General features: G+C 73.2%; 19 protein-coding genes. 12 read left to right on the top strand and 7 right to left on the bottom strand.

Features of this window, described 5'->3' with window-relative positions:
- Window positions 1-85: 85 nt before the first annotated feature.
- Window positions 86-2,212 carry a SpoIIE family protein phosphatase gene (locus tag IH50_RS0119915; RefSeq protein WP_078914046.1) on the top strand — a complete coding sequence of 709 codons (2,127 nt, stop codon included), beginning with the start codon at window positions 86-88 and terminating at the stop codon, window positions 2,210-2,212.
- A 226-nt stretch (window positions 2,213-2,438) separates the two neighbouring features.
- Here IH50_RS0119915 and IH50_RS0119920 read toward each other — a convergent pair whose 3' ends face one another.
- Window positions 2,439-3,686 (bottom strand): S1 family peptidase, encoded by a 1,248-nt coding sequence (locus IH50_RS0119920; protein WP_051767386.1) that lies wholly within the window; start codon window positions 3,684-3,686, stop codon window positions 2,439-2,441.
- A gap of 571 nt (window positions 3,687-4,257) precedes the next feature.
- On the opposite strand from IH50_RS0119920, the gene IH50_RS0119925 reads away from it, so the two are divergent.
- The 6 genes from IH50_RS0119925 (at window position 4,258) to IH50_RS42070 (ending at window position 11,778) form a co-directional block, all read left to right on the top strand.
- The gene (locus IH50_RS0119925) at window positions 4,258-4,473 is read left to right on the top strand and encodes a hypothetical protein (protein ID WP_030863769.1); all 216 of its coding nucleotides are present in this window, start codon (window positions 4,258-4,260) and stop codon (window positions 4,471-4,473) included.
- Window positions 4,474-4,584: 111 nt separating this feature from the next.
- The gene (locus tag IH50_RS0119930) at window positions 4,585-5,391 is read left to right on the top strand and encodes an HlyD family efflux transporter periplasmic adaptor subunit (RefSeq protein ID WP_030863772.1); all 807 of its coding nucleotides are present in this window, start codon (window positions 4,585-4,587) and stop codon (window positions 5,389-5,391) included.
- Window positions 5,388-7,610: an NHLP family bacteriocin export ABC transporter peptidase/permease/ATPase subunit gene (locus IH50_RS0119935; RefSeq protein ID WP_030863774.1), complete on the top strand. Its 2,223-nt coding sequence runs from the start codon at window positions 5,388-5,390 to the stop codon at window positions 7,608-7,610. The genes IH50_RS0119930 and IH50_RS0119935 overlap by 4 nt, the downstream gene beginning before the upstream one ends.
- Window position 7,611: 1 nt before the next feature.
- Entirely contained in the window at window positions 7,612-10,437 is a 2,826-nt protein-coding gene (locus IH50_RS0119940; RefSeq protein WP_030863776.1) for an NHLP bacteriocin export ABC transporter permease/ATPase subunit, read from the top strand.
- A gap of 124 nt (window positions 10,438-10,561) precedes the next feature.
- Window positions 10,562-11,572 carry a hypothetical protein gene (locus tag IH50_RS0119945; protein WP_030863779.1) on the top strand — a complete coding sequence of 337 codons (1,011 nt, stop codon included), beginning with the start codon at window positions 10,562-10,564 and terminating at the stop codon, window positions 11,570-11,572.
- A 29-nt stretch (window positions 11,573-11,601) separates the two neighbouring features.
- The gene (locus tag IH50_RS42070; RefSeq protein ID WP_199822109.1) at window positions 11,602-11,778 is read left to right on the top strand and encodes a hypothetical protein; all 177 of its coding nucleotides are present in this window, start codon (window positions 11,602-11,604) and stop codon (window positions 11,776-11,778) included.
- Window positions 11,779-11,788: 10 nt separating this feature from the next.
- On the opposite strand, the gene IH50_RS0119955 is transcribed toward IH50_RS42070, so the two are convergent.
- Window positions 11,789-12,397 carry a flavodoxin family protein gene (locus IH50_RS0119955; protein ID WP_030863780.1) on the bottom strand — a complete coding sequence of 203 codons (609 nt, stop codon included), beginning with the start codon at window positions 12,395-12,397 and terminating at the stop codon, window positions 11,789-11,791.
- Between the two features lie 79 nt (window positions 12,398-12,476).
- On the opposite strand from IH50_RS0119955, the gene IH50_RS0119960 reads away from it, so the two are divergent.
- Genes IH50_RS0119960 through IH50_RS0119970 form a run of 3 tightly spaced genes read left to right on the top strand, consistent with a single transcriptional unit; the run spans window position 12,477 to window position 14,344 of the window.
- A complete protein-coding gene (locus IH50_RS0119960; protein WP_030863783.1) occupies window positions 12,477-13,490 on the top strand; it encodes an iron-containing redox enzyme family protein in 1,014 nt (337 codons plus the stop codon).
- Window positions 13,480-14,166 carry a HemK2/MTQ2 family protein methyltransferase gene (locus IH50_RS0119965; RefSeq protein WP_037872565.1) on the top strand — a complete coding sequence of 229 codons (687 nt, stop codon included), beginning with the start codon at window positions 13,480-13,482 and terminating at the stop codon, window positions 14,164-14,166. Before IH50_RS0119960 ends, IH50_RS0119965 begins: the two co-directional genes overlap by 11 nt.
- Window positions 14,147-14,344 carry a CDGSH iron-sulfur domain-containing protein gene (locus IH50_RS0119970; RefSeq protein WP_030863789.1) on the top strand — a complete coding sequence of 66 codons (198 nt, stop codon included), beginning with the start codon at window positions 14,147-14,149 and terminating at the stop codon, window positions 14,342-14,344. The genes IH50_RS0119965 and IH50_RS0119970 overlap by 20 nt, the downstream gene beginning before the upstream one ends.
- Before the next feature lie 158 nt (window positions 14,345-14,502).
- Here IH50_RS0119970 and IH50_RS0119975 read toward each other — a convergent pair whose 3' ends face one another.
- Window positions 14,503-14,937: a subtilase-type protease inhibitor gene (locus IH50_RS0119975; RefSeq protein WP_030863792.1), complete on the bottom strand. Its 435-nt coding sequence runs from the start codon at window positions 14,935-14,937 to the stop codon at window positions 14,503-14,505.
- 324 nt (window positions 14,938-15,261) lie between these two features.
- On the opposite strand from IH50_RS0119975, the gene IH50_RS0119980 reads away from it, so the two are divergent.
- Window positions 15,262-15,813, top strand: coding sequence for a hypothetical protein (locus IH50_RS0119980; RefSeq protein WP_037872567.1), 552 nt, complete (start codon window positions 15,262-15,264; stop codon window positions 15,811-15,813).
- 107 nt (window positions 15,814-15,920) lie between these two features.
- Here IH50_RS0119980 and IH50_RS0119985 read toward each other — a convergent pair whose 3' ends face one another.
- From IH50_RS0119985 to IH50_RS0120000, 4 genes are all read right to left on the bottom strand, one after another.
- On the bottom strand, window positions 15,921-17,564 hold the full coding sequence (locus IH50_RS0119985; RefSeq protein ID WP_030863798.1) for an RICIN domain-containing protein: 1,644 nt from the start codon (window positions 17,562-17,564) through the stop codon (window positions 15,921-15,923).
- Window positions 17,565-17,942: 378 nt separating this feature from the next.
- Window positions 17,943-18,320, bottom strand: coding sequence for a hypothetical protein (locus IH50_RS0119990; protein ID WP_030863801.1), 378 nt, complete (start codon window positions 18,318-18,320; stop codon window positions 17,943-17,945).
- A 3-nt stretch (window positions 18,321-18,323) separates the two neighbouring features.
- Window positions 18,324-18,569, bottom strand: a complete 246-nt coding sequence (locus tag IH50_RS0119995; RefSeq protein ID WP_030863804.1) for a hypothetical protein — start codon at window positions 18,567-18,569, stop codon at window positions 18,324-18,326.
- A gap of 118 nt (window positions 18,570-18,687) precedes the next feature.
- Window positions 18,688-20,931, bottom strand: a complete 2,244-nt coding sequence (locus IH50_RS0120000) for a glycoside hydrolase family 9 protein (RefSeq protein ID WP_030863807.1) — start codon at window positions 20,929-20,931, stop codon at window positions 18,688-18,690.
- A 221-nt stretch (window positions 20,932-21,152) separates the two neighbouring features.
- Here IH50_RS0120000 and IH50_RS0120005 point away from each other — a divergent pair, with 221 nt between their 5' ends.
- Entirely contained in the window at window positions 21,153-23,531 is a 2,379-nt protein-coding gene (locus IH50_RS0120005; RefSeq protein WP_030863809.1) for a SpoIIE family protein phosphatase, read from the top strand.
- Window positions 23,532-23,542 lie beyond the last annotated feature (11 nt).

Here is a 23,542-nt window from a genome sequence, read left to right on the forward strand (position 1 = left end):
CCGTCGCTCGTCGTGCGCGACGGCCCGGCAGGGGGGAGATTGGGTCCCGGGGCCGGTGGCGCGGCCGTGCGAGGAGGTGGTCGGCGTGTCCGAGGGGCAGTCGTCCGCGCGGGCGCCGGTCGGCCGTCCGCTGCTGTCCCTGACGCTGGCCTCGATGATGGACGAGGTGCACGCCCACTCCGGGGCCGTGTACCTGCTCTCGCCGGACCATCCGGTGCTGGAGATGGCGGTGATGGCGGGGCTGCCCCGTGCCTTCGCGGCCCCGTGGGAACGGGTGGGGCTGAGCGCGCCGATCCCGGTCTCCGACGCGGTGCGCGAACGGCGGCTGGTGTGGGTGGGCGGCGAGGAGGAGATGGCCCGCCGCTATCCCCGGATCGCCGTGGTGCTGCCGTATCCCTTCTCGCTGGCCGCGCTGCCGGTGGCGACGGGGACGAAGGCGTACGGCGCGGTCTTCGTGACCTGGCCCGGCACGCATCCGCAGGAGCTGTCCGACTGGGAGCGTGATCATCTGACCGCCGCCTGCGACCGGCTCGCGGCGCGGCTGGAGCGGGCCGCCGAGCAGAGCCTGCCGCTGGCACCGGAACCGGATCTGCTGGCGGCGCCGCTGGTGGGCGGCATGGCCGGCACGCTCGGCACGGTGGAGGCGGCACGGATGGTGTCCCGGCTGCCGTACGGCCTGTGCTCGCTCGATCCGCACGGGCGGGTCGGCTTCGCCAACGCCGCCGCCGCGGAGCTGCTGGGCGTTCCGGCGAACCGGCTCCTCGGTGCCCGGATGTGGGCGACGGTGCCGTGGCTGAACGATCCCGTGTACGAGGACCGGTACCGGGCCGCGCTGTTCAGCCAGCAGGTCACCTCGTTCGTCGCGCTGCGCCCCCCGGACGAGTGGCTGTCGTTCCGGCTGTATCCGAGCACCACCGGACTCAGTGTGCGGATCAGCCGGGCACGCGCGGTGACGGAGATGAACCGCGCGGCACCGCGGTCCGGGCAGGAGCAGCCGCGGCTGGTCACCATCACCCAGGTGCTGAGCCTGGCGGGTGCGCTGACCGAGACGGTCGGGGTGGAGGACGTGGTGCGGCTGGTGGCGGCCGAGATCGTCCCGGCGGTGGGCGGCCAGGGACTGGTGATCCTCGGGTCCCGGGCGGGCCGGCTGCGCGTGCTGGGGCACCAGGGGTACGCGGACGCCCGGGTGGTGGAGCGGTTCGACGGGATGCCGCTGTCGGAGCCGACTCCCGGCAGCCAGGTGCTGCGGTCCGGTGTGCCCGCCTTCTTCGAAAGCCGGGAGGAGATCGAGCGCCTGTATCCGGCGCTGCTGGTGAATCCGTCCGAGTTCGCGGCGTGGGCGTATCTGCCGCTGATCGCCTCGGGGCGCCCGGTGGGGACGTGCGTGCTGTCGTACGCGGCGCCGCACCACTTCACGACGGAGGAGCGGGCGGTGCTGACCAATCTGGCGGGACTGATCGCCCAGGCGCTGGAACGGGCCCTGCTCTACGACGCCAAGCACCGGCTCGCGCACGGGCTCCAGGAGGCGCTGCTGCCGCACACGCTGCCGTCGCTGGCGGGCATCGAGGCGGCGGCCCGCTATCTGCCGGCCACCCAGGGCATGGAGATCGGGGGCGACTTCTACGATCTGGTGCCGACGCGGGGGATGGCGGCGGCGGTGATCGGGGACGTACAGGGCCACAACGTGACGGCGGCCGGGCTGATGGGACAGGTCCGTACGGCGGTGCGCGCGTACACGGCCGTCGGGCAGGCGCCCGAGGAGGTGATGCGCAGCACCAACCGGCTGCTGCTGGACCTGGGTTCGGAGCTGTTCGCCAGCTGTCTGTACCTGCGGATCGATCCCGCGCGCGGGCGGGCCGTGATGTCCCGCGCGGGCCATCCGCCACCGCTGCTGCGCAGACCGGACGGGCGGGTGCGGGTGCTGGACCTGGCCGGGGGCCCGCTGCTGGGCATCGACGACTCGGCGGCGTACCCGTCGACCGAGGTCGCCCTCTCCCCCGGTTCCCTGCTCGTCCTCTACACGGACGGTCTGGTGGAATCCCCCGGCACCGACTTCGAGGACGCCGTCGCCGACCTGTGCCGCCGTCTCACCGACCTCGGCGACCTGCCCCTGGACGATCTCGCCGACGCCCTGGTCCAGCACGGCGCGGACGCGGAGAACCGGCTGGACGACATCGCCCTGCTCCTCCTACGAGCCCTGCCGGACGACTGACCCGGCCTGACCACTTCCGGGGCGCGGGGAACTGCGCGAAGGGGGTCTGGGGGCGGAGCCCCCAGGGACGGGACGGGAAGGGGCGGCGGGGGCGAGAAAGGACTCGGGAGCCCAGGACGACACGGGCCGCGGAATCACGGGGGACGCCCCGACGGCGTGACAGACCCCGGCCCCGGCCCCGCCACAGGAGTGACGGAACCGGGGCCGGGCCCGGGGCGAGGACGCGTCAGTGGGTCCCGGTCAGGCCGGAGTCCTCCTGAGCACCCTGCTCCGCGGCGCCCGCGCCGGCCCCGTCGCCGGCCTGGTCTCCCGCTCCGACCTCTTCGCCACCGGCACCCACGCCGTCACCGGCCCCCGCGTCGCCGAGGGTCGCACCGACCGCCGCCAGAGCCGTGGTGACCGGCTGGAAGAACGTCTCGCCGCCCGAGGTGCAGTCACCGCTGCCGCCCGAGGTCAGGCCGACGGCGAGGCCGTCCCGGGTGAACATCGAGCCGCCGCTGTCCCCGGGCTCGGCGCAGACGTTCGTCTGGATGAGCCCGGTGACCGTGCCCTCCGGATAGTTCACGGTGGCGTTCAGGCCGAGCACCTGGCCGTCGGCGAGCCCGGTGGTGCTGCCCATCCGGAACACCTCCTGGCCGACGGTGGCCTCCGCGGCCCCGGATATGGGGAGGGTCTGGTCACCGAGGTTCACCTCGCTCGGCGCGACGGTCGCGGGGTCGTCGTACCGGACGAGCGCGAAGTCGCCCTCGCCGGGGAAGACCGCCTGGTCGACCGTGGCGATCGGCTGCCCGCCCTGCGCGTCGGACCACTGCTCGGCCGCGACACCGCAGTGACCGGCCGTCAGGAACGCCGGGGAGCCGTCACCCGCGGTGACGTTGAAGCCGAGCGAGCAGCGCGCCCCGCCCGAGAAGATGGCGTCGCCGCCGGAGGCGAAGGTCCTGAACGTGCCCGCGGACTTCTTGATGGTCGCCATGCCGGAGCCGAGGCTCTCGACGGTGGACTCCAGCCTGTTCCACTTGTCGCCGGTCACCGTGCTGTCCGCGGTGACCAGGATCTTGTTGGTGCGCGGGTCGACGGCCCAGGAGGTGCCCGGGATGGCCGCCTCCGACTTCAGCGTCCGTGCCCCGGCCTCCAGTTCGGTCATGCTGTTGTCGACCTCGCGGACGGCCGCGCCCGCCTTCTTCGCCTGCACGATCACGTTGTTGTCGTCGCCCGGTACGACGTTGACGACGAGCTGCTTGCTGTCGCCGTCGTAGTAGGAGCCGGCGAACGCGTCGCCGAGGAGCCCGGCGAGCCGCGAGGCGAGATCCGAGGCATCGCCCGCCTTCAGGGTCTTCGGCGCCGCCGCGGCGCCGTCCGACCCGCCGTCCTGGGACGCGTTCGCGTTCGGGAGCAGGAACGCGGCGGCGCCGAGCGCCACCGCACCGCCCACCGCCATCACGGCCTTGCGCTTCGGAATTCGCTTGTGACTCAAACTTCTCGACCTCCTGGGGGGGGACCGGAGTCGTGCCGGTGTTCGGCAACTGGGGGGCGCCCGGACGGCTGTTGGTACGCACGGGCCGCGAGGGGCGTTCAATCCCGCCCTGACGGTCACGCTCGGCGACCGGCCATGAGCGGTCGGTCGCCGCCACGTAGCGGAATCCCGGCTTCAGCGAATCTGCACATCGAATGCCCAACCCGGTCACCGGAGCCGGGATTCGTCCACAGGCCGGCGGACCGGGCCACACCTTTGGGGCCGGTGTGCCGGATTCCGGCCACCGGGGCGCAAGTGGCCGGACGGGTCGATGCGGTGGGGCATGTGAAGAAGTCGCCGCCGAGCCGTGCCCGCGTCTGCACGCCTGCACCCCTGTGGAGCACGAATTGCCTGGTGAGACGTTTGATTGAGTGGAAGGCCGCGCTCGCCGCGTGCTTTGATCCATCGCACCGCAAGGCCGCTTCGGGCTCCCGGCGACGGGCGTCCGGCGCCCGCGGTCGCGGCCTTCGTCCCTCACCGGCAGAGGGCCGCTCCCCCCTTGTGAAATATCCATACGAAGGGAAGTTCCATCATGAACTCCACCCCCCAGGTCGAGACCGCCGAGATCTCCGACGCCGACCTCGACAACGTCTCCGGCGGCCTGTCCGTGAACGCCGTGAACACCCTCACGGGCGCGGTGGACGGCATCGCCCCGGTCTCCGGCCTGGTCGACACGGTCGTCGGCACCGTCGAGGGTGTCACCGGCCTGAACACCGCCCCGGTCACGAACCTGGTCGCCGGTCTCTGACCGCGCCTTGGTGCCGCCGAGTCCCGGAGCCGCCCGCCGGCCCCGGGACTTCGCGGTGCCCCCACGGTCCACACGTCACGTCGCACAGTTCACCCAGGTGAGGGAAGACCCGTGCAGTTCCGCCAACAGGCCCTCGCCAGGCTCCAGTCACCGGAGGAGCTCGACCTGCCGGTGCGCTTCGCGCGCCCGCAGGGCTGGCTGGTGCTGTCCGTGACCGTGGTCGCGATGGCGGCCGCCTCGGTGTGGGCACTGACCGGCTCGGTGTCCTCCACGGTCGGCGCGCCCGCCGTCCTCACCTACGGGCAGGGCAGTTACGTCCTGCAGAGCCCCGTCGCCGGCCAGGTCACCGCCGTCCTCGCGAAGGAGGGCGAGCGGCTGCCCGCCGGCTCCCCCGTCCTGAAGGTCCGTACCGAGCGGGGCGACGAAATCGTCCGCACCCTCGACGCGGGCCGGATCACCGCGCTCGCCGCCGGCAGCGGGCAGATCATCTCCACCGGTGCGAACGTCGCCGCCGTGGAGAAGGTCGCCCGCGCGAAGACCCCGCTGCGGGCGACGGTGTACGTCCCCGCCGAGAGCGCCGCCGGCATCCCCGCGCACGCCCCCGTCGACCTGACGGTGCAGTCGGTGCCGAGCCAGGAGTACGGCGTGCTGCGCGGCGAGGTGACGTCGGTGGGCCGCTCGGCGCAGTCCGCCCGGCAGATCGCCGCGTTCCTCGGGGACGCCCAGCTCGGCGAGCAGTTCACGAAGGAGGGCAGGCCGGTGGCCGTCACCGTCGAGCTGGAGAGGTCGTCCGGCACGGAAAGCGGCTACGCGTGGTCGTCGGCGGACGGTCCGCCGTTCGAGCTGACCTCGATGACCCTGGCCACGGGTTCGATCCGGCTGGCCGACCGGCGTCCCGTCGACTGGCTGCTCCCATGACCACCGACCGGGAGACGCGCGGTGGACGCCGTGCCGCCCCGCCAAAACGCAAGGTGCCCAGGTCCCGGGCGAAGACGGTCCGTACGCCCACCGTGCTCCAGATGGAGGCCGTGGAGTGCGGTGCCGCCTCGCTCGCGATGGTGCTCGGTCACTACGGCCGCCATGTCCCGCTGGAGGAGCTGCGCATCGCCTGCGGCGTCTCGCGGGACGGATCGCGCGCCAGCAACCTGCTGAAGGCGGCCAGGAGTTACGGGCTGACCGCCAAGGGCATGCAGATGGACCTGGCCGCCCTCGCCGAGGTGACGGCACCGGCCGTCCTGTTCTGGGAGTTCAACCACTACGTCGTCTACGACGGCATGGGCCGCCGCTTCGGCCGCCGCGGGGTCTACATCAACGACCCCGGCAAGGGACGGCGGTTCGTCCCGCTGGAGGAGTTCGACGGCAGTTTCACCGGTGTCGTGCTGGTGATGGAGCCCGGCGAGGACTTCACCCGGGGCGGCCGCAGGCCGGGCGTGCTCGGCGCGATGCCCGCCCGGCTGCGCGGCACGGCGGGCACCATGCCCGCCGTGGTGCTGTCGAGCCTGCTGCTGGTGGCGGTCGGCGCGGCGGTACCGGGGCTCAGCCGTACCTTCATCGACGAGTTCCTGATCGGCGGCCGCACCTCCATGCTGGGTGTGCTGTTCGCGTCGATGGGCGTGTGCGTGCTGCTCACGCTGGTGCTGACCTGGCTGCAGCAGGGCAATCTGCTGCGCGGCCGGCTGATCTCCTCCACCCTGTCCAGCGCCCGCTTCCTGCGCCATCTGCTGCGGCTGCCGGTGACGTTCTTCGCCCAGCGCAGCCCGGCCGACCTGGTGCAGCGGCTGCAGTCCAACGACGCGGTGGCCGAGACGCTGGCCCGTGATCTGTCGGCGGCGGGCGTGGACGCGGTGGTGGTCGTGCTGTACGCGGTGCTGCTGTACACGTACGACCCGCAACTCACGTTCGTGGGCATCGGGGTGGCGCTGCTGAACATCGTGGCGATGCGGATCGTGATCCGGCTGCGCGCGACCCGTACGGCGAAGCTCCGCGCGGACAGCGCGCGGCTCACCAATACGGCGTACACCGGTCTGCAGTTGATCGAGACGCTGAAGGCGACCGGCGGGGAGGACGGCTACTTCCGCAAGTGGGCCGGGCAGCACGCCAGCACGCTGGAGGAGCAGCAGCGGCTCGGGGTGCCGAGCGCCTGGCTCGGCGTCGTCGCGCCGACGCTCGCCACCCTCAACAGCGCGCTGATCCTGTGGATCGGCGGCATGCGGGCGGTCGAGGGGCACATCTCGGTCGGTCTGCTGGTCGCCTTCCAGGCACTGGTCGCCCGTTTCACCGCCCCGCTGACCCGGCTCAACGGCGTCGCGGGCCGGATCCAGGACTTCGCCGCGGACGTGGCCCGGCTGAAGGACGTGGAGAACTTCCGGGCGGACCCGCTCTACGGGCGTCCGGGCACCGGCGAGTCGACCCGCCGGCTGCACGGCCACGTCGAGCTGCAGAACCTCACCTTCGGCTACAACCCGCTGGACAAGCCACTGCTGACCGGCTTCGACCTGACGGTGGGTCCGGGCCGGCAGGTGGCGCTGGTGGGCGGCTCGGGCAGCGGCAAGTCGACCGTGTCGCGGCTGATCTCGGGGCTCTACACCCCGTGGGAGGGCGTGATCCGGATCGACGGGCAGCGCATCGAGGACATCCCGCGCGGGGCGCTGGCCGCGTCGGTGTCGTTCGTCGACCAGGACGTGTTCCTGTTCGAGGGGACGGTGCGGGACAACGTGGCGCTGTGGGACCCGTCGATCCCGGACGAGGCCGTGGTCGAGGCGCTGAAGGACGCGGCGCTGTACGAGGTGATCGTGCGCCGGCCGGGCGGTATCCACAGCCCGGTCGAGCAGGACGGCCGGAACTTCTCCGGCGGTCAGCGGCAGCGTCTGGAGATCGCGCGGGCGCTGGTGCGCCGGCCGAGCATCCTGGTCCTCGACGAGGTGACCAGCGCGCTGGACGCCGAGACGGAGCTGGTGGTGATGGACAACCTGCGCCGCCGCGGCTGCGCGTGCGTGGTGATCGCGCACCGGCTGTCCACGGTCCGCGACAGCGACGAGATCGTCGTCCTGGACCAGGGCACGGTCGTGGAGCGCGGACGGCACGAGGAGCTGGTGGCGCGGGGCGGGGCGTACGCGGCGCTGGTCAGGGAGCGATGAGATGACTGCCGTGCAGGAGGGGCAGGGCGGCGACGTCGTCCTGGGCGCGCTCGGCGCGCTGGGCACCCCGATCGACTGCTCCGGGTTCGGGAAGCTGGACCTGGACGGGCCGCAGGTGCTGTGGCTGATCGCGTCCGGTGCCGTGGACCTGTTCGCGGTGGACGCGGAGCAGCAGGGGCACTGGCACCACCTGGGCCGTCTGGAGGCGGGTTCGCTGGTGCTCGGCCCGGTGGCGGGTCCGGCGCACACCCTGGTGGCGCGGCCGCTGCGGGACTGCGTGGTGCACCGCATCGCGCTGCGCGAGCTGTACCAGGAGGCCCGCACCCAGACCTGGTCGTACGACGAGTACGGCAACCCGCAGTACGTGCCGCCGACGACGAGCCCGCTGGAGTACGCGCTCGCGCTGGGCGTGGGCCGGAGCCTGGCCGTGCTGTTCCAGGCGCCGATGGCGACGGAGCGGGCGGCGGCGCCCACCGACGACGACGTGTTCTGGATGCAGGTGCCGCCGGGCAGCGTGCGGTACGGCTCCCTGTACGGCGCAGAGGCCGCGGCCGACCTGCTGATGGACCCGGCGCTGTGGCAGACCATGGTCGACCAGCAGTACCGGCTGATGACCACCCTCGACCGGTGGATCGAGCAGCTGGAGGAGACGCACGAGACGCGCACCGCGCAAGGCATCGCGGCCGGTGAGGCGGTGCGGGCGCAGGCGGACCGGACGCTGCTCGCGTCGATCGGGAAGCGGTCGGGCCGGCGCACGACGGCCGCGGACGCGGACGCCACGTACGCGGCCTGCGAGCTGGTGGCGCGGGCGGCCGGGATCACCCTGGCCCCGCCCGCGCAGTCCGGGACCGGAGCCGACCGGCTGGACCCGGTGGAGCAGGTGGCGCTGGCCTCACGGCTGCGTACCCGGGTGGTGCGGCTGGAGGGCCGGTGGTGGCGCGACGACGTGGGTCCGCTGGTGGGCCGTCGCGCGCTGTCGGGGGCGCCGGTGGCGCTGTTGTGGCGGCGCGGCGGCTATGTGGCCGTGCATCCGTCGACCGGCCGGGAGACCCCGGTGGAGAAGGCGAACGCCGAGGAGTTCGAGCCGCGTGCGGTGATGTTCTACCGTCCGCTGCCCGAGCGGCGGCTGAGCCCGCTGCGGCTGATGCGGTTCTGCATGGGCGGCACCCGCGGCGATCTGACGGGGCTGGTGCTGAGCGGTCTGGTGACGGTGGTGCTGGGGGCGCTGGTGCCGCTGGCGACGGGCCGGGTGCTCGGCGAGTACGTGCCGAAGGCGCAGACGGACCTGATCGTGCAGGTGTGTCTGGCGGTGATCCTGAGCAGTGTGGTCGCGGCCGCGTTCATGCTGTTGCAGAACCTCACGCTGCTGCGTCTCGAGGGCCGGGTGGAGGCGACCCTCCAGCCGGCTGTGTGGGACCGGCTGCTGCGGCTGCCGACCACGTTCTTCACCGAGCGTTCGACGGGTGAACTGGCGAGCGCGGCCATGGGCATCAGCGCGATCCGCCGGATGCTGGCCGGGGTCGGTCCGACGGTGGTCCAGTCGGTCACCGTGGGCGCGGTGAACCTGGGGCTGCTGCTGTGGTTCAGCGTGCCGATGGCGCTGGCCGCGCTCGGGATGCTGGTCGTGATCGCGGGGGTGTTCCTGGGGCTCGGGCTGTGGCAGGTGCGCTGGCAGCGGCGGCTGGTGGTGCTCACCAACAAGCTGAACAACCAGGCCTTCCAGACGCTGCGCGGACTGCCGAAGCTGCGGGTGGCGGCGGCGGAGAACTACGCGTACGCGGCATGGGCGTCGCAGTTCGCGCGCAGCCGCGAGCTCCAGCGGAGGGCCGGGCGGATCAAGAACCTGACGGCGGTGCTGGGCGCGGTCTACCTGCCGCTGGTCACGCTGGCGATGTTCATGCTGCTGGCCGGACCGGCCCGCGGCTCGATGACGGCAGCGGAGTTCCTCACCTTCAACACGTCGGTGACGATGGTGCTGACCTCGGTCACCCAGCTGACCGGGGCGTTCGTCTCGGCGGTCGCCGCGCTGCCGCTGTTCGAGCAGATCAAGCCGGTGCTGGACGCCACGCCCGAGGTGCGCGCGGCGAGCACCCGGCCGGGCCCGCTGTCCGGGGCGGTCGAGGCGCGGCGGCTGTCCTTCCGCTACTCCGACGACGGTCCGCTGGTCCTGGACGACGTGTCCTTCGAGGCGCGGCCGGGCGAGTTCGTGGCGGTGGTCGGCCCGAGCGGCTGCGGCAAGTCCACCCTGCTGCGGCTGCTGATCGGCTTCGACCGGCCGGTGTCCGGCAGTGTGCTGTACGACGGCCAGGACCTGGCCGCGCTCGACCGGTCGGCGGTGCGGCGGCAGTGCGGTGTGGTGCTCCAGCACGCGCAGCCGTTCACCGGATCCGTCCTGGACGTCATCTGCGGGAGCGAGCCGTACACGCCGGAGGAGGCCATGGCGGCGGCGGAGATGGCGGGGCTGGCCGAGGACATCCGGCGGATGCCGATGGGGCTGCACACCATCGTCTCCGGCAGCGGTGCGGTCTCCGGCGGCCAGCGGCAGCGGCTGATGATCGCCCAGGCGCTGATCCGCCGGCCGCGGATCCTCTTCTTCGACGAGGCGACCAGCGCCCTGGACAACGAGACGCAGCGCGCGGTCATGGAGAGCACCAAGGCCCTGGAGGCGACCCGGATCGTCATCGCGCACCGGCTGTCGACGGTGCTCGACGCGGACCGGGTGGTGGTGATGGAGGGCGGCAAGGTGGTCCAGCAGGGCCCGCCCGACCGGTTGCTCGCCGACACCGGCGGGCGGCTGCACGAACTGGTGCGGCGGCAGTTGGCGTGAGGCGCCGGGCGGTCATGGCCTCCATGTCAACGGCTGGTAACCCTCCGGTCACGCCTGGGACGTCTCTTGGCCATATACGGGGGTCCGCCCGTTGCTCCGCGCGGTAAGTGGGTACCCACGGGCCATGCGGACCAGCGTGATGGATGTCGGATCGAAGACCGTCAGACTCGTCGTGGCGGACACGGCGGGTGGTGCGCCGCTGCCGGTGCACACGGCGAAGTGGCCGCTCAGGCTGTCCGAGCAGGTCACGCCCGGGGAGCCGGTGCCGGAGCAGGCCGTGGAGCGCCTGGTGGACGCCGTCGCCGCGGCAAACAGGACCGCCGCGCGGTGGGGCGCGTCGGGTCCCCTGGCGTTCGCGACCGCCGTGGTGCGCGGCGCCCCGAACCGGCAGGAGGTGCTGAGCACGGTCCGGGCCCGCACCGGTGTCGACCTGTGCACGCTGCCCGGCGAGGTGGAGGCCGAGCTCACGTTCCTCGGGGCCCGGCGCTGGATGGGCTGGCGCTGCGGGCCGCTGGCGCTGCTGGACATCGGCGGGGGTTCGCTGGAGGTCGCCTTCGGGCGCGGCCGGCTGCCCGACTTCGTCGCCTCGCTGCCGCTGGGGGCGGGCCGGCTCACCCATGAGTACTTCGCGGAGGCGGACCCTCCGTCCCCGGAGCAGGTGCGGGCGCTGCGCCGGCGGGTGCGCCACCAGCTGCGGGACGTGGCGGCCCGGATCCGCTGGGAGGGGCCCCGTACGGCGGTGGCCACCTCCCGCACCTTCCAGCAGCTGGGGCGGCTGTGCGGGGCCGCGCCGGGGCGGCACGGCCCGTTCGTGGAGCGGGAGCTGTCCTGCGCCGACCTGCGGGCGGCGATCGACCGGCTGGCCGCCCTGCCCGCCGCCGAACGCGCCCGGCTGCCCGGGATCTCCGCCCCGCGCGCGGCGCAGAGCCTGGCGGGCGCGGTCGTGGGGCACACGGCGATGAAGCTGACCGGCCTGGGGACGGTGACGATCTGTCCCTGGGCGCTGCGCGAGGGGGTGCTGCTGCGCCACATCGAGGACGGCCCGTCCTGGTGGGCGGAGATCGTCCGCCTCAACGAGAAGGAGACGGCGGCCGCCGGCCCCGTGCCGCTGCGCGTCGCCACCGCGCGCGGCTGACCCGGACGTACGACGAGAGGAGACACCCCGTGTCCGAGCGGGACGACCGCAAGAAGCCCGAGACGGCCGTCGAGGAGGTGCTGCGCGAGGCCGAGGAAGCCGAGCTGCGCGGCGAGGACTCCCCCGGACGGCGCCGTCACCGGGGTGAGGCCGGGGAGGCCATCACCCCGAACACCGGGGCGCAGGAGGAGTCCCGGGGCGACTGACGCCGTTCTTCTACTGCGGCGGCGGGCCGAGGGGCCGCGCCGCCAGGGCCCGGGCGACGCCCAGCAGGTTGGCGGCCATGGCGCGGCCCGTCCTGCGGGACCAGTCGTGGCCGCTTCCGCCCTCCAGGAAGCTCGGTCCGGGGCCGGGGCCCTGGTTCCAGTAGGTCCACGCCTGGCCGGGGATGGTGTAGCCGATGTCCTGCAGGCCGCCGGTGATCTCGCTGATCACATGGTGCGCGCCGTCCTCGTTGCCGGTGACGACGACGCCCGCGACCCGGTTGTAGGCGACCGGCCGGCCGTCGTCGTCCGTCTCGGACAGCATGGCGTCCATCCGCTCCAGGACCCTTTTGGCGACCGACGACGGCTGCCCGAGCCAGGTCGGCGAGGCGATGACGAGGATCTCGGACGCGAGGATCTTCTCGTGGACGCCCGGCCAGGCGTCGCCCTCGTGCACGGCCTCGCTGACCACGCCCGGAGCGATGTCCAGGTCCACCGCGCGGACGACGTCGACCTCGACGCCGTCCTTCCGCAGCTGCTCGACGACGGTCCCGGCCAGCGCCTCGGTGTGGGAGGTCTCCGGTGACTTCTTGAGGGTGCAGTTGATCACTAGTGCCTTCATGGGGACATGGGGTACCCCGCGGGCGGCCGGCTGCCACGCGAACGCGGATGTCCATGGGCCGTCCGGGTACCCGGGGCTCATGGAACACCCCTGTGAAGAACCCCGGCTGCCCGCACCGCGCGGCCCCCTGAGCAGCGCCGTCGAGGACCGTCTGAGAGGCACCGGCCCGCTGCCGCCCGACGAGGAGATCGCCGCCGCCCCCGTGTACGGCGACGACCTCCAGCTCGCCCTGTACCTGTGCTACGAGCTGCACTACCGCGGGTTCGCGGGCGTGGCGGCGGACCTCGAATGGGATTCGGAACTGCTGCGTGTCCGCGCCGCCCTGGAGGACCGCTTCCTCACCGCGCTCCGCGCGGACGCCCGGCGGCACGACGGCGTCGACGAGGCGCTCGCCGGCCTCCTGGTGGAACCGGTGGACGGCACGGGCGTCAGCCACTTCCTGCGCGACAAGGGCGAGTTGTGGCACCTCCGCGAGTACGCCGCCCAGCGGTCCCTGTACCACCTGAAGGAGGCCGACCCGCACGCGTGGGTGCTGCCCCGGCTGTGGGGGCGGGCCAAGGCGGCGATGGCGGCGGTCGAGTTCGACGAGTACGGCGGCGGCCGCGCCGACCGGGTGCACGCCCGCCTCTTCGCCGACCTGATGACCGACCTGGGACTGGACACGACGTACGGCCGCTACCTGGACGCGGCCTGCGCCGAGCTGCTCGTGACGGTGAACCTGATGTCCCTCTTCGGGTTGCGCCGCTCCCTCAGGGGCGCGCTGGTGGGCCACTTCGCGACGGTCGAGATCACCTCGTCGCCCGGCTCGCGACGGCTCGCCGAGGCGATGCGCCGCACGGGCGCGGGGCCCGCCGCCGAGCACTTCTACGACGAGCACGTGGAGGCCGACGCGGTGCACGAGCAGGTGGTGCGCCACGAGGTCGTCGCCGGGCTGCTGGAGGTGGAGCCGCACCTCGCGGCGGACATCGCCTTCGGTGTCGACGCCACCGTGTTCGCCGAGGACCGCCTCGGCGAGAGGCTGCTCGCGGACTGGAGCGCGGGCCGCTCGTCACTGCGTACTCCGCTGTCCCGGGAGTTCACCCATGCTTCTTGACGGCGGGGGTACCCGGCGGTCCGTGAGTCCACTGGCACCACCGGGCGTGTACGCCCCTCAGGAGGACACCGAGCTGCTGGCCGGTGCCCTGTACGACGAACCCGTCCCTCCGGGCGCGGACGTCCTCGACGTGGGGACGGGATCCGGCGCGCTGGCGGTGGCGGCCGCCCGGCGCGGCTGCCGGGTGACCGCGGTCGACGTCTCCCGCCGGGCGGTGTGCGCGGCCCGGCTGAACGCGCTGCGGGCCGGTGTGCCGGTCCGGGTCCGGCGCGGCAACCTGTTCGAGCCGGTGCGGGGCGAGTCGTTCGATCTGATCCTCGCCAACCCGCCGTACGTTCCGGCGCCCGGCGACGGCTCGCCGCCGCGGGGCGCGGCCCGGGCCTGGGACGCGGGCGGTGACGGACGGCTCGTCCTGGACCGGATCTGCGGGGAGGCGCCCGTGCTGCTGCGGCCGGGCGGTGTCCTGCTGCTGGTGCAGTCGGCGCTCAGCGACCCGGGGCTGACGGTCGGGCGGCTGCGGGCGGCCGGGACGAAGGCCGCGGTGATCCGGCGCCGGCGCATCGCCTTCGGCCCGGTGGTACGGGGCAGGGAGCGCTGGCTGCGGGAGCGGGGGCTGTTGTCCGGGACCGAGGACAGGGAAGAGCTGGTGGTGATCCGTGCCGAACTCCCCGTCTGACACCCCGCGTCGCGTCACCGTCCAGCGCAAGGGGCCGCTGCTGGTGGAGGGGCCGGTGGAGGTCGAGCTGGAGGACGGCACGGTCGTCACCTCCGACCGCTTCCGGGTGGCCCTGTGCACCTGCCGCCGCAGCCGGCGGTATCCGTGGTGCGACACCAGTCACCGGGACCGGGCATGAGCCCCGGGGCCGGGGGTCCGTGAGAAGCCCGGAGGCCGGCGGGCGGCCCCACTCCGCCCGCCGGCCTCCTTGCGCGGGATCGCACGTTCCGCGAGAGGGCCGGTACTCCCCAGTACGCCGGCCGCCGCGCGGTCACGGGAAACCGTGCGATCCCGGTCTCAGAACGCGAAGACGCTCGAACCGTGAGCGTTCATCACGCACGCGTTGGAGAAGACCCGCTCGTAGGAGACGCGCTGTCCGCGCCACACCCCGTCGACGGTGACGAGCACCGGGTCGTACTGCTTGGTGCAGAAGACGCCCTCTCTCATCGTCAGGGCGTCGAGGTCACCGCTGACGCGGTCCATCTCCGCACAGGCGTCCCCCGCGGCCGGGTGGGTGCCCGAGGGACCCGGGGCACAGGTCAGGGTGACCGCGCGTTCCGGTGTGACGGTCGCCGCGCTGTCGCCGTGGCCCAGGGTGAGCACCAGGGCCGAGGGGGCGTAGAGCGCGGACGGGTCGGTTCCCGGGGCGGCCAGCGCCGCCCCGGACAGGGGTGCGCAGACGGCTGCGGCCGTGAGGCCGAGGGTGGTGGCCCAGCGCGCGGTGTTCCGCATTGTGTGCTTCCTTCCGCTCGTGTCGACGAGTCGCCGGCCCGTGCTCGGTCGGTGCCGAACCGGCGTGCCGGAGTCTGCCGAGTCCGCGCCGGAACTTCACATCGGACATGCGGATTTCGGTAACCTTGCGTATTGAATCAGTGGCGTGAAGTCACGGAAGACGCGGGGCGCCGCCCTGTAACCGCACGGACTCCGGGCATGCGAAGTGGCCAGATGGCCGGAATGCGGCTGCTCGTTAATCGGCCTGAAACATTCCGATTCCGCTCTCGGCGGACCGTTCCGTGACGCCTTGTGTTCATGGGCAGGGCGAGTAATCGTCATTACATGATTACGGCAGAGCAGCGAGAGCAACTGCGGGGCTGGTTCACCGGCCGGATCCCCGACGGTCTCTTCGAGGAGCTGACCGAGATCACGGTCGACCGCGAGGAGATCACCGTCATCGGCCGCGTTCCCGCTCCCCGGCCGGCGGAGGGCGCTTCTCCGGCCGAGCGGGAGGCGGCGGTCGAGGGCCGTGTCCAGGAGTTCCGGGAGCGCACCCGGGAGGACCGGATCGCGGTCGCCCGGGACGCCGAGCACCGCTTCGGCCGGAAGGTCTCCTGGGGCGTGGAGTGCGACGGGCGCCGCGTCCTGTTCACACACGTGGCCGCGCCCGTCATGACCCGGCTGCGCCAGCCGGAGCGGCAGGTCCTCGACACCCTCATCGCGGGCGGGGTCGCCCGCAGCCGCAGCGAGGCGCTGGCCTGGTGCGTACGGCTGGTCCAGCGGCACACCGACGACTGGCTCACCGAGCTGCGCGACTCGCTGGAACACGTCCAGCGGGTGCGGGAGCGGGGGCCGGACGGCGAACCCGGGGAGGCCGGGCCCGGCACCGGGTGAACGGCGTTGCCAGGCGAAGCCCTGCCCGGTCCGCACCGTCGCGGCACGTCCCGAGCCGGGGCGGGACGGCCTCCGGGACCGGATCCCCGCCCCGCCCCGGCCGGGAATCACGTCACCGGCTCGGCCAGCTCCACCTGCCGGGCCGCCGGGCCGCCGGTGCCGCTGATGGACAGGGAGTCCCCGGCCGTCCGTACCGGTTCGGCCGCCCAGCGCTGGTCCACGGTCCGGTCGCGTACCTTGACGACGATGTCGGCGTTCGCGTCAGGGGTCGCCGGGGCGAGGGCCAGCTGGACGTCCCAGCGGGGCACCAGCTCGCCCTGCACGGTGAGGTCGTACCGCACGTCGGCGCCCCGCTGGTCGCCGGGGTCGGCGCAGGTGCCGAGGACGACGACACCGGCGTCCTTGTGCGAGTCCAGGCACAGACCGGGGTCGGCCACGCTGCGCAGCAGCCCGTCGTCCTCGTACGTCCACTGCTGGGTCCATGCCGAGGAACAGTCCGCCAGGCGGGTCCCCGAGCCGTCCTGTGGTTCGTCCCGGGTGTCGAGGCACAGGCCGGAGGCGACGTTGCGCAGCCGCGTCCGTCCCGGTGCGGTGGGAAGCCCGGCGGCGCCGGGCGGGGACGCGGACGGCAGGGCCGCGCGGCCGCCCGCCGCTCCGGTGGAGCCCGTCGGGTCGGCGGCATCGCCGTCCGGGGTGGAGGATCCGGCGATGAGCACGCTCACCAGCACTCCGGCCGAGACCGCGCCGAGGCCGGTGAGCAGGGTCCTGGTGGTGCGCACCGGGTCCGGGAACGCGATGCCCGTCAGCCGGGCGGGGACGGGGATGCGGGACAGCACGCGGTGCCGGCCGCCACCGGACGGTCCGTCCCCGCTCCGGCGCCGGCGGCGGGCGGCGCGTCCGCCGCGCGGGCCGGCCGTCGTGCGTCCCGGACGCGAGTCGAGGTAGCGCCGGGCCCCCCACCCGAGCACCGCCTCGGCGATCAGCGGGCCCAGGCCGCTCTCGAAGTGGCTCAGTTGCTCGGCCGCGTTCCGGCAGTGGCGGCACTCCGCCAGATGCTGCCGGACGTCCGGCAGCAGGGCCCCGCCCCGGCGGATCGGGACGTCGAGGAGGCGGTTGTAGAAGCGGCAGTCCTTCGTCGGTGCCAGTTCCTGATGGGCGTGGACACAACCTTGACGGAATTTTTCACGTGCCTGTTCGAGTGCGCCCGACGCGACGGCGAGGTCCATACCGAGCAGACCGGCCGGTACGGAAATCGGCTCGGCCTCGACCTCGACATGCCAGAGCAAACAGCGCGCGCGTGCGGGCAGCGACCGGAATGCCCGTTGAGCGAGTGAGCGATTTTCCGGAATCATGGTGTTCGCCGCGCGCATACCGCGCCCGCCGGCCGGTTTCTGCAGCTCCGGCACGACCCCGGTTATCCGGTCGTCCGCGGCCCACTCGCGGACCGTGTCCCGCACCGCCACCAGCAGCGCGGGCCGGAGCGCGACGGCCGATTCACCGGCGGCGACCCGGTCCAGTACCCGGTGCAGGGCGGCCGCGGTGACCATGGCGGCCGTCTGCCCCGACGACGCGAGGCAGACGGCCGCGTAGTCGTGCATCGACTGCCAGTGCCGCGCCGTCAGGAGTGCGACGGAGTGGGCGGCCTCGCCCTCCGGACGGTTCCGCAGCCGGGCGGCGAGGAACTCGTCGGATTCCCCCGGATCCCCGCCGGGCGGGGGATACGGGGGCCGAGGGGGGTGGGGGGTGTGCACTGAGATGGTTCCTTCCCACAGCGCATGGTGCCATTCGAGGGTTTCCGACGCCGAAAAGGACGACCGATGGGTGCATACCTCTTTGGCGGGGCGCGGGGGGCGCGAATTCACCGACGGTGAATCGGATCCGGTTCATCGACTCGCGTGCGACCCCGGCCTTTACCCCCCGCACGGGTGGCTCACTCTCGCACAACCCGCGCTCGGCCAACAAGGCGCCCGGGCAACATCCGCGCGTTGACAGAAAGTCAGAAAGGGAGACCGGTCCGCGGCCCTCGCCCCGGTTTTCGGCCCGGGTTTTCACGCCGTTCACATCCGGCCCGGCACCAGGCCGTACCCGGGAGGGCCCCGGCGTCCCGGGTACGGCCCGTCCGGCGCGGTTCAGATCTGCCAGGAGCGCAGCCGGTCGGCCGCGGCGTAGACGTCCGCCTCGCCGGAGATCAGGTCGCGCGCCAGATCGACCAGGGCGCCGTAGGGCGGGTCGATACCGACCCCGCTGACGAACATGTAGGCGACCGCCGTGGCACAGGCGAAGCGGGCGTTGGCCGAGGGCAGCGGCCGGAGCACGGCGAGGGTGTGCAGCAGGGCCGCCGCCCGCCAGGCCGGGTCGGAGTCGACGCCCAGCCGGGGCGGGTCCACGCGGTGGCGGGCGACGGCCGCGACGAGGGCGGAGAAGTCGTTGACGACGGGCTGGTCCGGGAGGACCTCCTCGTGCCGCTGGAGCAGCCAGGGCACGTCGATGTGGAGCACGGGTGCCATCGGTCAGGCGGCCCGCCCCGCGCCCCTGGCGGAGGGTTCGTCGTCCGGGAAGGCGGCGGCGAACTCGTCGGCGTGGGAGGCGAAGAACCGGCGGAAGGCCTCGGCGCCCTCCTGCAGGGCGCGGTGGCGGGCTATGTCCGCCGCGGCCGCCTCCCGTACGAGCGCCTTCATGGACGTACCGCGTTCCTTGGCGATCTGCCGCAGGTCCTCGAGCTCGCGGTCGCTGAACTCCACGTTGAGAGCTGGCATGCCTTCACGGTACCGCTCGGGTACTGGATCGTAAATAAGCGCAGGTCAGACGATATGCGAGGGAGTACCGACGAGGGCCGGCGGCCGAGTGGCCGCCGGCCCGGCGCGGGGAGGGGTGTCAGCCCTGGTCGGCCACGAAGGAGGCCATGCGGGTCAGGGCCGCGTTCCAGTTGATGGTGTGTTCGTTGGTGGACCAGGACTGGATGTCGTCGATGAAGCAGAACTGACCGACGCAGCCCTGAAGTTTCGACTGGGCGAAGGGGTCCTGGATGCTGGAGTTGGGTCCGCCGGAGAGCGTGCCGGCGGGCGGGTTCGGCAGGTTCGGGTCGAGCTGGTTCGCGTACCAGCGGCTGTGCTGGTGGTGTGCGTTGACCTCGCCGTAGCCGGTGACGTACGACATGTTCAGGGCGTTGCGGCCCAGGATGTAGTCCATGCTCTGCAGCGCGCCGTCCCGGTACTTCGAGGCGCCGGTGAGGTCGTAGGCGGTGGCGAGGACAACCGCGTTGTTGAGGACCTGGTGGCTGGAGCCCCAGTCGTAGACGTTGCCGGCCGGCGCGTACGGCATGCCGTACGGGTGGGCCTTCAGGGTGGCCAGGTAGCCGTCGGCGCCCTTGATCACGGACCGGCGGACCTTGTCCCGGCCGGGGAGCCGGCTGGGCACGGTGGCGAGGTCGAGACGGCCGGCCGCGGCGGTGCGCGCCCAGTCGAAGCCGAGGGGGCCGAAGATGTCCGCGGTGTGCACCGGGGAGTTCAGGACGTACTCCTTGAACTGACGTTCACCCGTGGTGAGGTACAGCTCGGCGGCCGCCCAGTAGAACTCGTCGGTCACGGTGTCGTCGTTGTAGGCGCCGCCGCCGATGCCGTCGTTCGGGTCGGCGAGGACGTCCGGGTGGGCGAGGGCCGCCGCCCAGGCCTTGCGCGCGGCGGCCAGGGTCCCGTCCGCGAACTCCTTGTCGTAGGGGCGGTAGAGCCGTGCCGCCTGGGCGGCCGTGGCCGCGAGGTTGAGGGTGGCGGCGGTGGTCGGCGGGTGCAGTTCCCGCTTCTGCGGGTCGTCGCCGGGCAGCAGCGGCAGTCCGGTCCACTGCTCGTCGTGGATCTTGTGGTGGGCCATGCCGGCCAGCGGCTCACCCTCGGGGACCTGCATCTTCAGCAGGAACTCCAGCTCCCAGCGGGCCTCGTCGAGGATGTCCGGGACCTTGTTGCCGCTCTCCGGGATGTCCAGCGTGCCGTCGCCGAGCTTGTCCGCCTCACCGGTGCGGGCGTGCCGGGCGCGCTCGTAGGTGCTGAGCACCTCCCAGGTGCTGATGCCGCCGTTGACGACGTACTTGCCGTGGTCGCCGGCGTCGTACCAGCCGCCGGTGACGTCGAGGGTGTAGTCGCAGACGCCGGGCTGGCAGGGCACGTCGCCGTCGCCCTGGTTGGGGGCCGTGCCCACGTGTCCGGCCGGGCGGCCGTAGCCGGGGCGCAGGTCGTCGCGGATCGCCGTGCCGCTGCGCTGGGTGTAGTAGTACTTCGCCGAGTCCAGCCGCAGCCGTTCGTAGGCGCTCGCGTCGATGTCGAAGGGCCGGCTGGTCTCGCCGTCCACGGTCAGGGTGTAGCCGGTCCCCCGCTTGCGGTGTCCGCCGAAGTCGATGGAGTGGACGTTCTGCCCGGAGGAGCCGTCCACACCCCGCGGTACGGTCCAGCCCTTGCGGACCACCCGGCCGTCGTCGTCCTTCAGCCGCCAGGGCAGCCGCTCGGTCGCGTCGGTGACCAGGGTGGCGTTCTTCGGTCCGGAGGGCAGGTAGGCGACCTGGTTGACGCGGACCCGGGGCCCGGTGTCGGGCTCGTACGGCTCGGGGGCGACCCCGCCGAGGAGGGACACGTCGTCCACGCAGAACCGCCAGGGGTCCGCGCTGCCGCCGAGCTGGAAGCCGACCTGGCCCTGGGCGGTGTCGACCGGCGAGGTGAAGGTGTACGAGTAGGTGTCCCCGGAGACGCTGAGCTGCGGTGACACCTCGTAGTAGGTGTCGTACGGCTCCACCTGCAGGCCGACGATCGCCCGCACGACGTGGCCCGCGGGCGAGCCGGTCGCGCTGAAGGAGAAGCGGTACGACTCGCCCTTCACCAGGGTGATGTCGTTCTGGCCGACGGCCGCGTCCCAGCGGTTGGCGGTGCCGCCGGGGACGTCGGCGCACAGGCGGCCGTCGGACGGACCCGCGGTGACGTTCGCGGAGGCCCACCAGGGGTCGGTGCCGGTGTCGAAGGTGCCGTTGCGGACCTGCTCGACCTCGTCCGCCCCGGCCGGGGCGGCGGGCAGCGCGGTGAGCGCGGTCGCCAGCAGTCCGGTCAGGGACAGCAGGGCGGTTCTGCGTCTGTTCACGTCTGGGCTCCTGTTGGGGAGGTGCGGGCGTTTGGGAGCGCTCCCATTTCCGTACGCGGACCATGGTTGTGGCAGGTGTGACACTCCGTCAACGGTTGGGACAGGACTGGTGACGGTCGCCCGGAGCGGAGGTTCGCGGTCCGCGCCGGGCCGCGACCCACTAGGCTGGAACTCAGGCGATACACCGGTTCACGGTGAGTGTGCGCGATGGAGTGGCGACGATGAGGCCGGACGACCCGTTCGACGATGCCGTGACGGCCCGGGCCGTCATCGCCGCCGACGGCACGCTCACGCGGTGGAGCGAGGGTGCGCGCCTGCTGCTGGGACACACGGCCGAGGAGGTCCTCGGCCGCCCGGCCGCCGACCTGCTGGCCGGGGGTTCGGGCCCGCCCTGCCTCCCGGCCGCCCGCTGGAGCGGCACCCTCGCCCTGCGGCACCGCGACGGCTCCACCGTCACGGTGTGGGTGCTCGCCCACCACAGACAGCCGGCGGACGACGGCCCCGGCGACTGGCTCGCCGTCACCCCGCTGGAGGCCACGGACCAGGAACTGCCCGACGACCCGCTGGTCAGGACGGCCGTGTTCCAGTCACCCTGCGCCACGATGGTCTTCGACGACGAGCTGCGCCTGCGCGGGATCAACGACGCCATGGCCCATCTCCTCGGCCTGCCCGCCCCCCACCTGCGGGGGCTCAGGCCCACCGACATCGGCGGCCGGCCGCAGCACACCGAACTCGAACGGCACCTGCGCCAGGTGCTGCGCACCGGCCGCCCGCACGACATGCAGACGTACATGAAGGCCACCGGCGAGAACCGCGCGCACGCCTGGCTGGCCCGGCTCGCACCGCTCACCGACCGGTCCGGCCGGGTGCGGGGCGTGTGCGCGACGGCCCACGACCTCACCGAGCAGTACCGGGCGCGGGAGCGGCTGCAACTGGTCAACGAGGCCAGCATCCGCATCGGCACCACCCTGGACGTCACCCGGACGGCGCAGGAGCTGGCCGAGGTGTGCGTGCCCGCGCTCGCCGACTTCGTCAGCGTGGACCTGCTGGAACCCGAGGAACCCGGAGGCGAGCCCGCCGGCCCGCTGAGCACGCCGGTCTCGCTGCGCCGGGTCGCCCATCAGTCCCTCACGCCGGGCAGCCCCGAGTCGGTCGCCCGCACGGGCGAGGTGGTCGTCTACCCGGCCGCCGCGCCCCAGGCCGACTCGCTGATCGCCGGCCACAGCATCGTGGCCTCGGTGCCCTCCGGCGATCTCGACCCGTGGCTCGCGGTGGACGAGGCACGCGCCCGGCAGGTCCGGGAGTTCGGCGTCCACTCCATGCTGTCCGTCCCGCTCCAGGCGCGCGGCACGACCCTCGGGGTGGCCGCCTTCACCCGCTTCGCCCGTCCCGAGGCGTTCACCCACGACGACGTGCTGCTGGCCGAGGAGGTCACCGCGCGCGCCGCCGTCTGCATCGACAACGCCCGCCGCTACTCCCGCGAACGCGAGACCACCCTCGCGCTCCAGCGCAGCCTGCTCCCCCGCGCCCTGCCGCGCACGGCCGCCGTGGAGGCGGCCACCCGCTATCTGCCGGCCGCGCGCTCCGGTGTGGGCGGCGACTGGTTCGACGTGATCCCGCTGTCCGGGATGCGGGTGGCCATGGTGGTCGGGGACGTCGTCGGCCACGGCATCCAGGCGTCCGCGACCATGGGCCGGCTGCGCACGGCGGTGCGCACCCTCGCCGACATCGACCTCGCGCCCGACGAACTGCTCACCCACCTCGACGACCTGGTGCTCCATCTCTCGCACGAGTCGGGCGGCGACCCCGGGTCGGGCGAGGTCGGCGCGACCTGCCTGTACGCGGTGTACGACCCGGTGTCCCGGCGCTGCACCCTGTCCCGCGCGGGGCACCCCCCGCCGGTCCTGATCCCGCCGGGCGGTCCGGCCCGGCACCTCGAACTGCCCTCCGGGCCACCGCTGGGCCTGGGTGGGCTGCCCTTCGAGTCGGTCGAGCTGGAACTGCCCGACGAGGCGGTGCTGGCGTTCTACACCGACGGGCTGGTCGAGTCCCGCGGGCGGGACACCGAGGACGGCCACGCCCTGCTCCGCGAGGCGCTGTCCAACGCCGCCGGCCCGCTCGACGAGACCTGCGACCGGGTCCTGCACACCGTGCTCGCGCCGGGCGGCGCCACGGACGATGTGGCCCTGCTGCTGGCCCGTACCCACGGCCTGCCCTCCGCGCAGGTCGCCACCTGGGACATCCCCGCCGATCCGGCGCTGGTCGCCCCCATCCGCAAGCAGGTCCTCGACCAGCTGGCCACCTGGGCACTGACCGAGGCGTCGTTCACGGCGGAGCTGGTGGTGAGCGAGCTGGTCACCAACGCCATCCGGTACGGCGCCCCGCCCATCCGGCTGCGGCTGATCCACGACGCCTCGACGCTGATCTGCGAGGTGTCCGACACCAGCCACACGGCGCCGCACCTGCGGCGGGCCAAGACCTGGGACGAGGGCGGCCGGGGCCTGCTGCTGGTCGCCCAGCTCACCCAGCGCTGGGGCAGCAGACACACCGCCGACGGCAAGACCATCTGGTCGGAACTGGCCCTGGTGGACGAGATGTGACGCGAGGTGAA

It is taken from the genome of Streptomyces sp. NRRL S-37 (genome assembly GCF_000721605.1).
Taxonomy (GTDB): domain Bacteria; phylum Actinomycetota; class Actinomycetes; order Streptomycetales; family Streptomycetaceae; genus Streptomyces.

Excerpts from the sequence above, each read along its gene's own strand:
- IH50_RS0119995 (WP_030863804.1), bottom strand. The coding sequence starts at position 18,569 with ATGCCAGCTCTCAACGTGGAGTTCAGCGACCGCGAGCTCGAGGACCTG.
- IH50_RS0119935 (WP_030863774.1), top strand. The coding sequence starts at position 5,388 with ATGACCACCGACCGGGAGACGCGCGGTGGACGCCGTGCCGCCCCGCCA.
- IH50_RS0119955 (WP_030863780.1), bottom strand. The coding sequence starts at position 12,397 with ATGAAGGCACTAGTGATCAACTGCACCCTCAAGAAGTCACCGGAGACC.
- IH50_RS0119940 (WP_030863776.1), top strand. The coding sequence starts at position 7,612 with ATGACTGCCGTGCAGGAGGGGCAGGGCGGCGACGTCGTCCTGGGCGCG.
- IH50_RS0119975 (WP_030863792.1), bottom strand. The coding sequence starts at position 14,937 with ATGCGGAACACCGCGCGCTGGGCCACCACCCTCGGCCTCACGGCCGCA.
- IH50_RS0120005 (WP_030863809.1), top strand. The coding sequence starts at position 21,153 with ATGAGGCCGGACGACCCGTTCGACGATGCCGTGACGGCCCGGGCCGTC.
- IH50_RS0119965 (WP_037872565.1), top strand. The coding sequence starts at position 13,480 with ATGCTTCTTGACGGCGGGGGTACCCGGCGGTCCGTGAGTCCACTGGCA.
- IH50_RS0119990 (WP_030863801.1), bottom strand. The coding sequence starts at position 18,320 with ATGGCACCCGTGCTCCACATCGACGTGCCCTGGCTGCTCCAGCGGCAC.
- IH50_RS0119980 (WP_037872567.1), top strand. The coding sequence starts at position 15,262 with ATGATTACGGCAGAGCAGCGAGAGCAACTGCGGGGCTGGTTCACCGGC.
- IH50_RS0119960 (WP_030863783.1), top strand. The coding sequence starts at position 12,477 with ATGGAACACCCCTGTGAAGAACCCCGGCTGCCCGCACCGCGCGGCCCC.
- IH50_RS0119925 (WP_030863769.1), top strand. The coding sequence starts at position 4,258 with ATGAACTCCACCCCCCAGGTCGAGACCGCCGAGATCTCCGACGCCGAC.
- IH50_RS0119945 (WP_030863779.1), top strand. The coding sequence starts at position 10,562 with ATGCGGACCAGCGTGATGGATGTCGGATCGAAGACCGTCAGACTCGTC.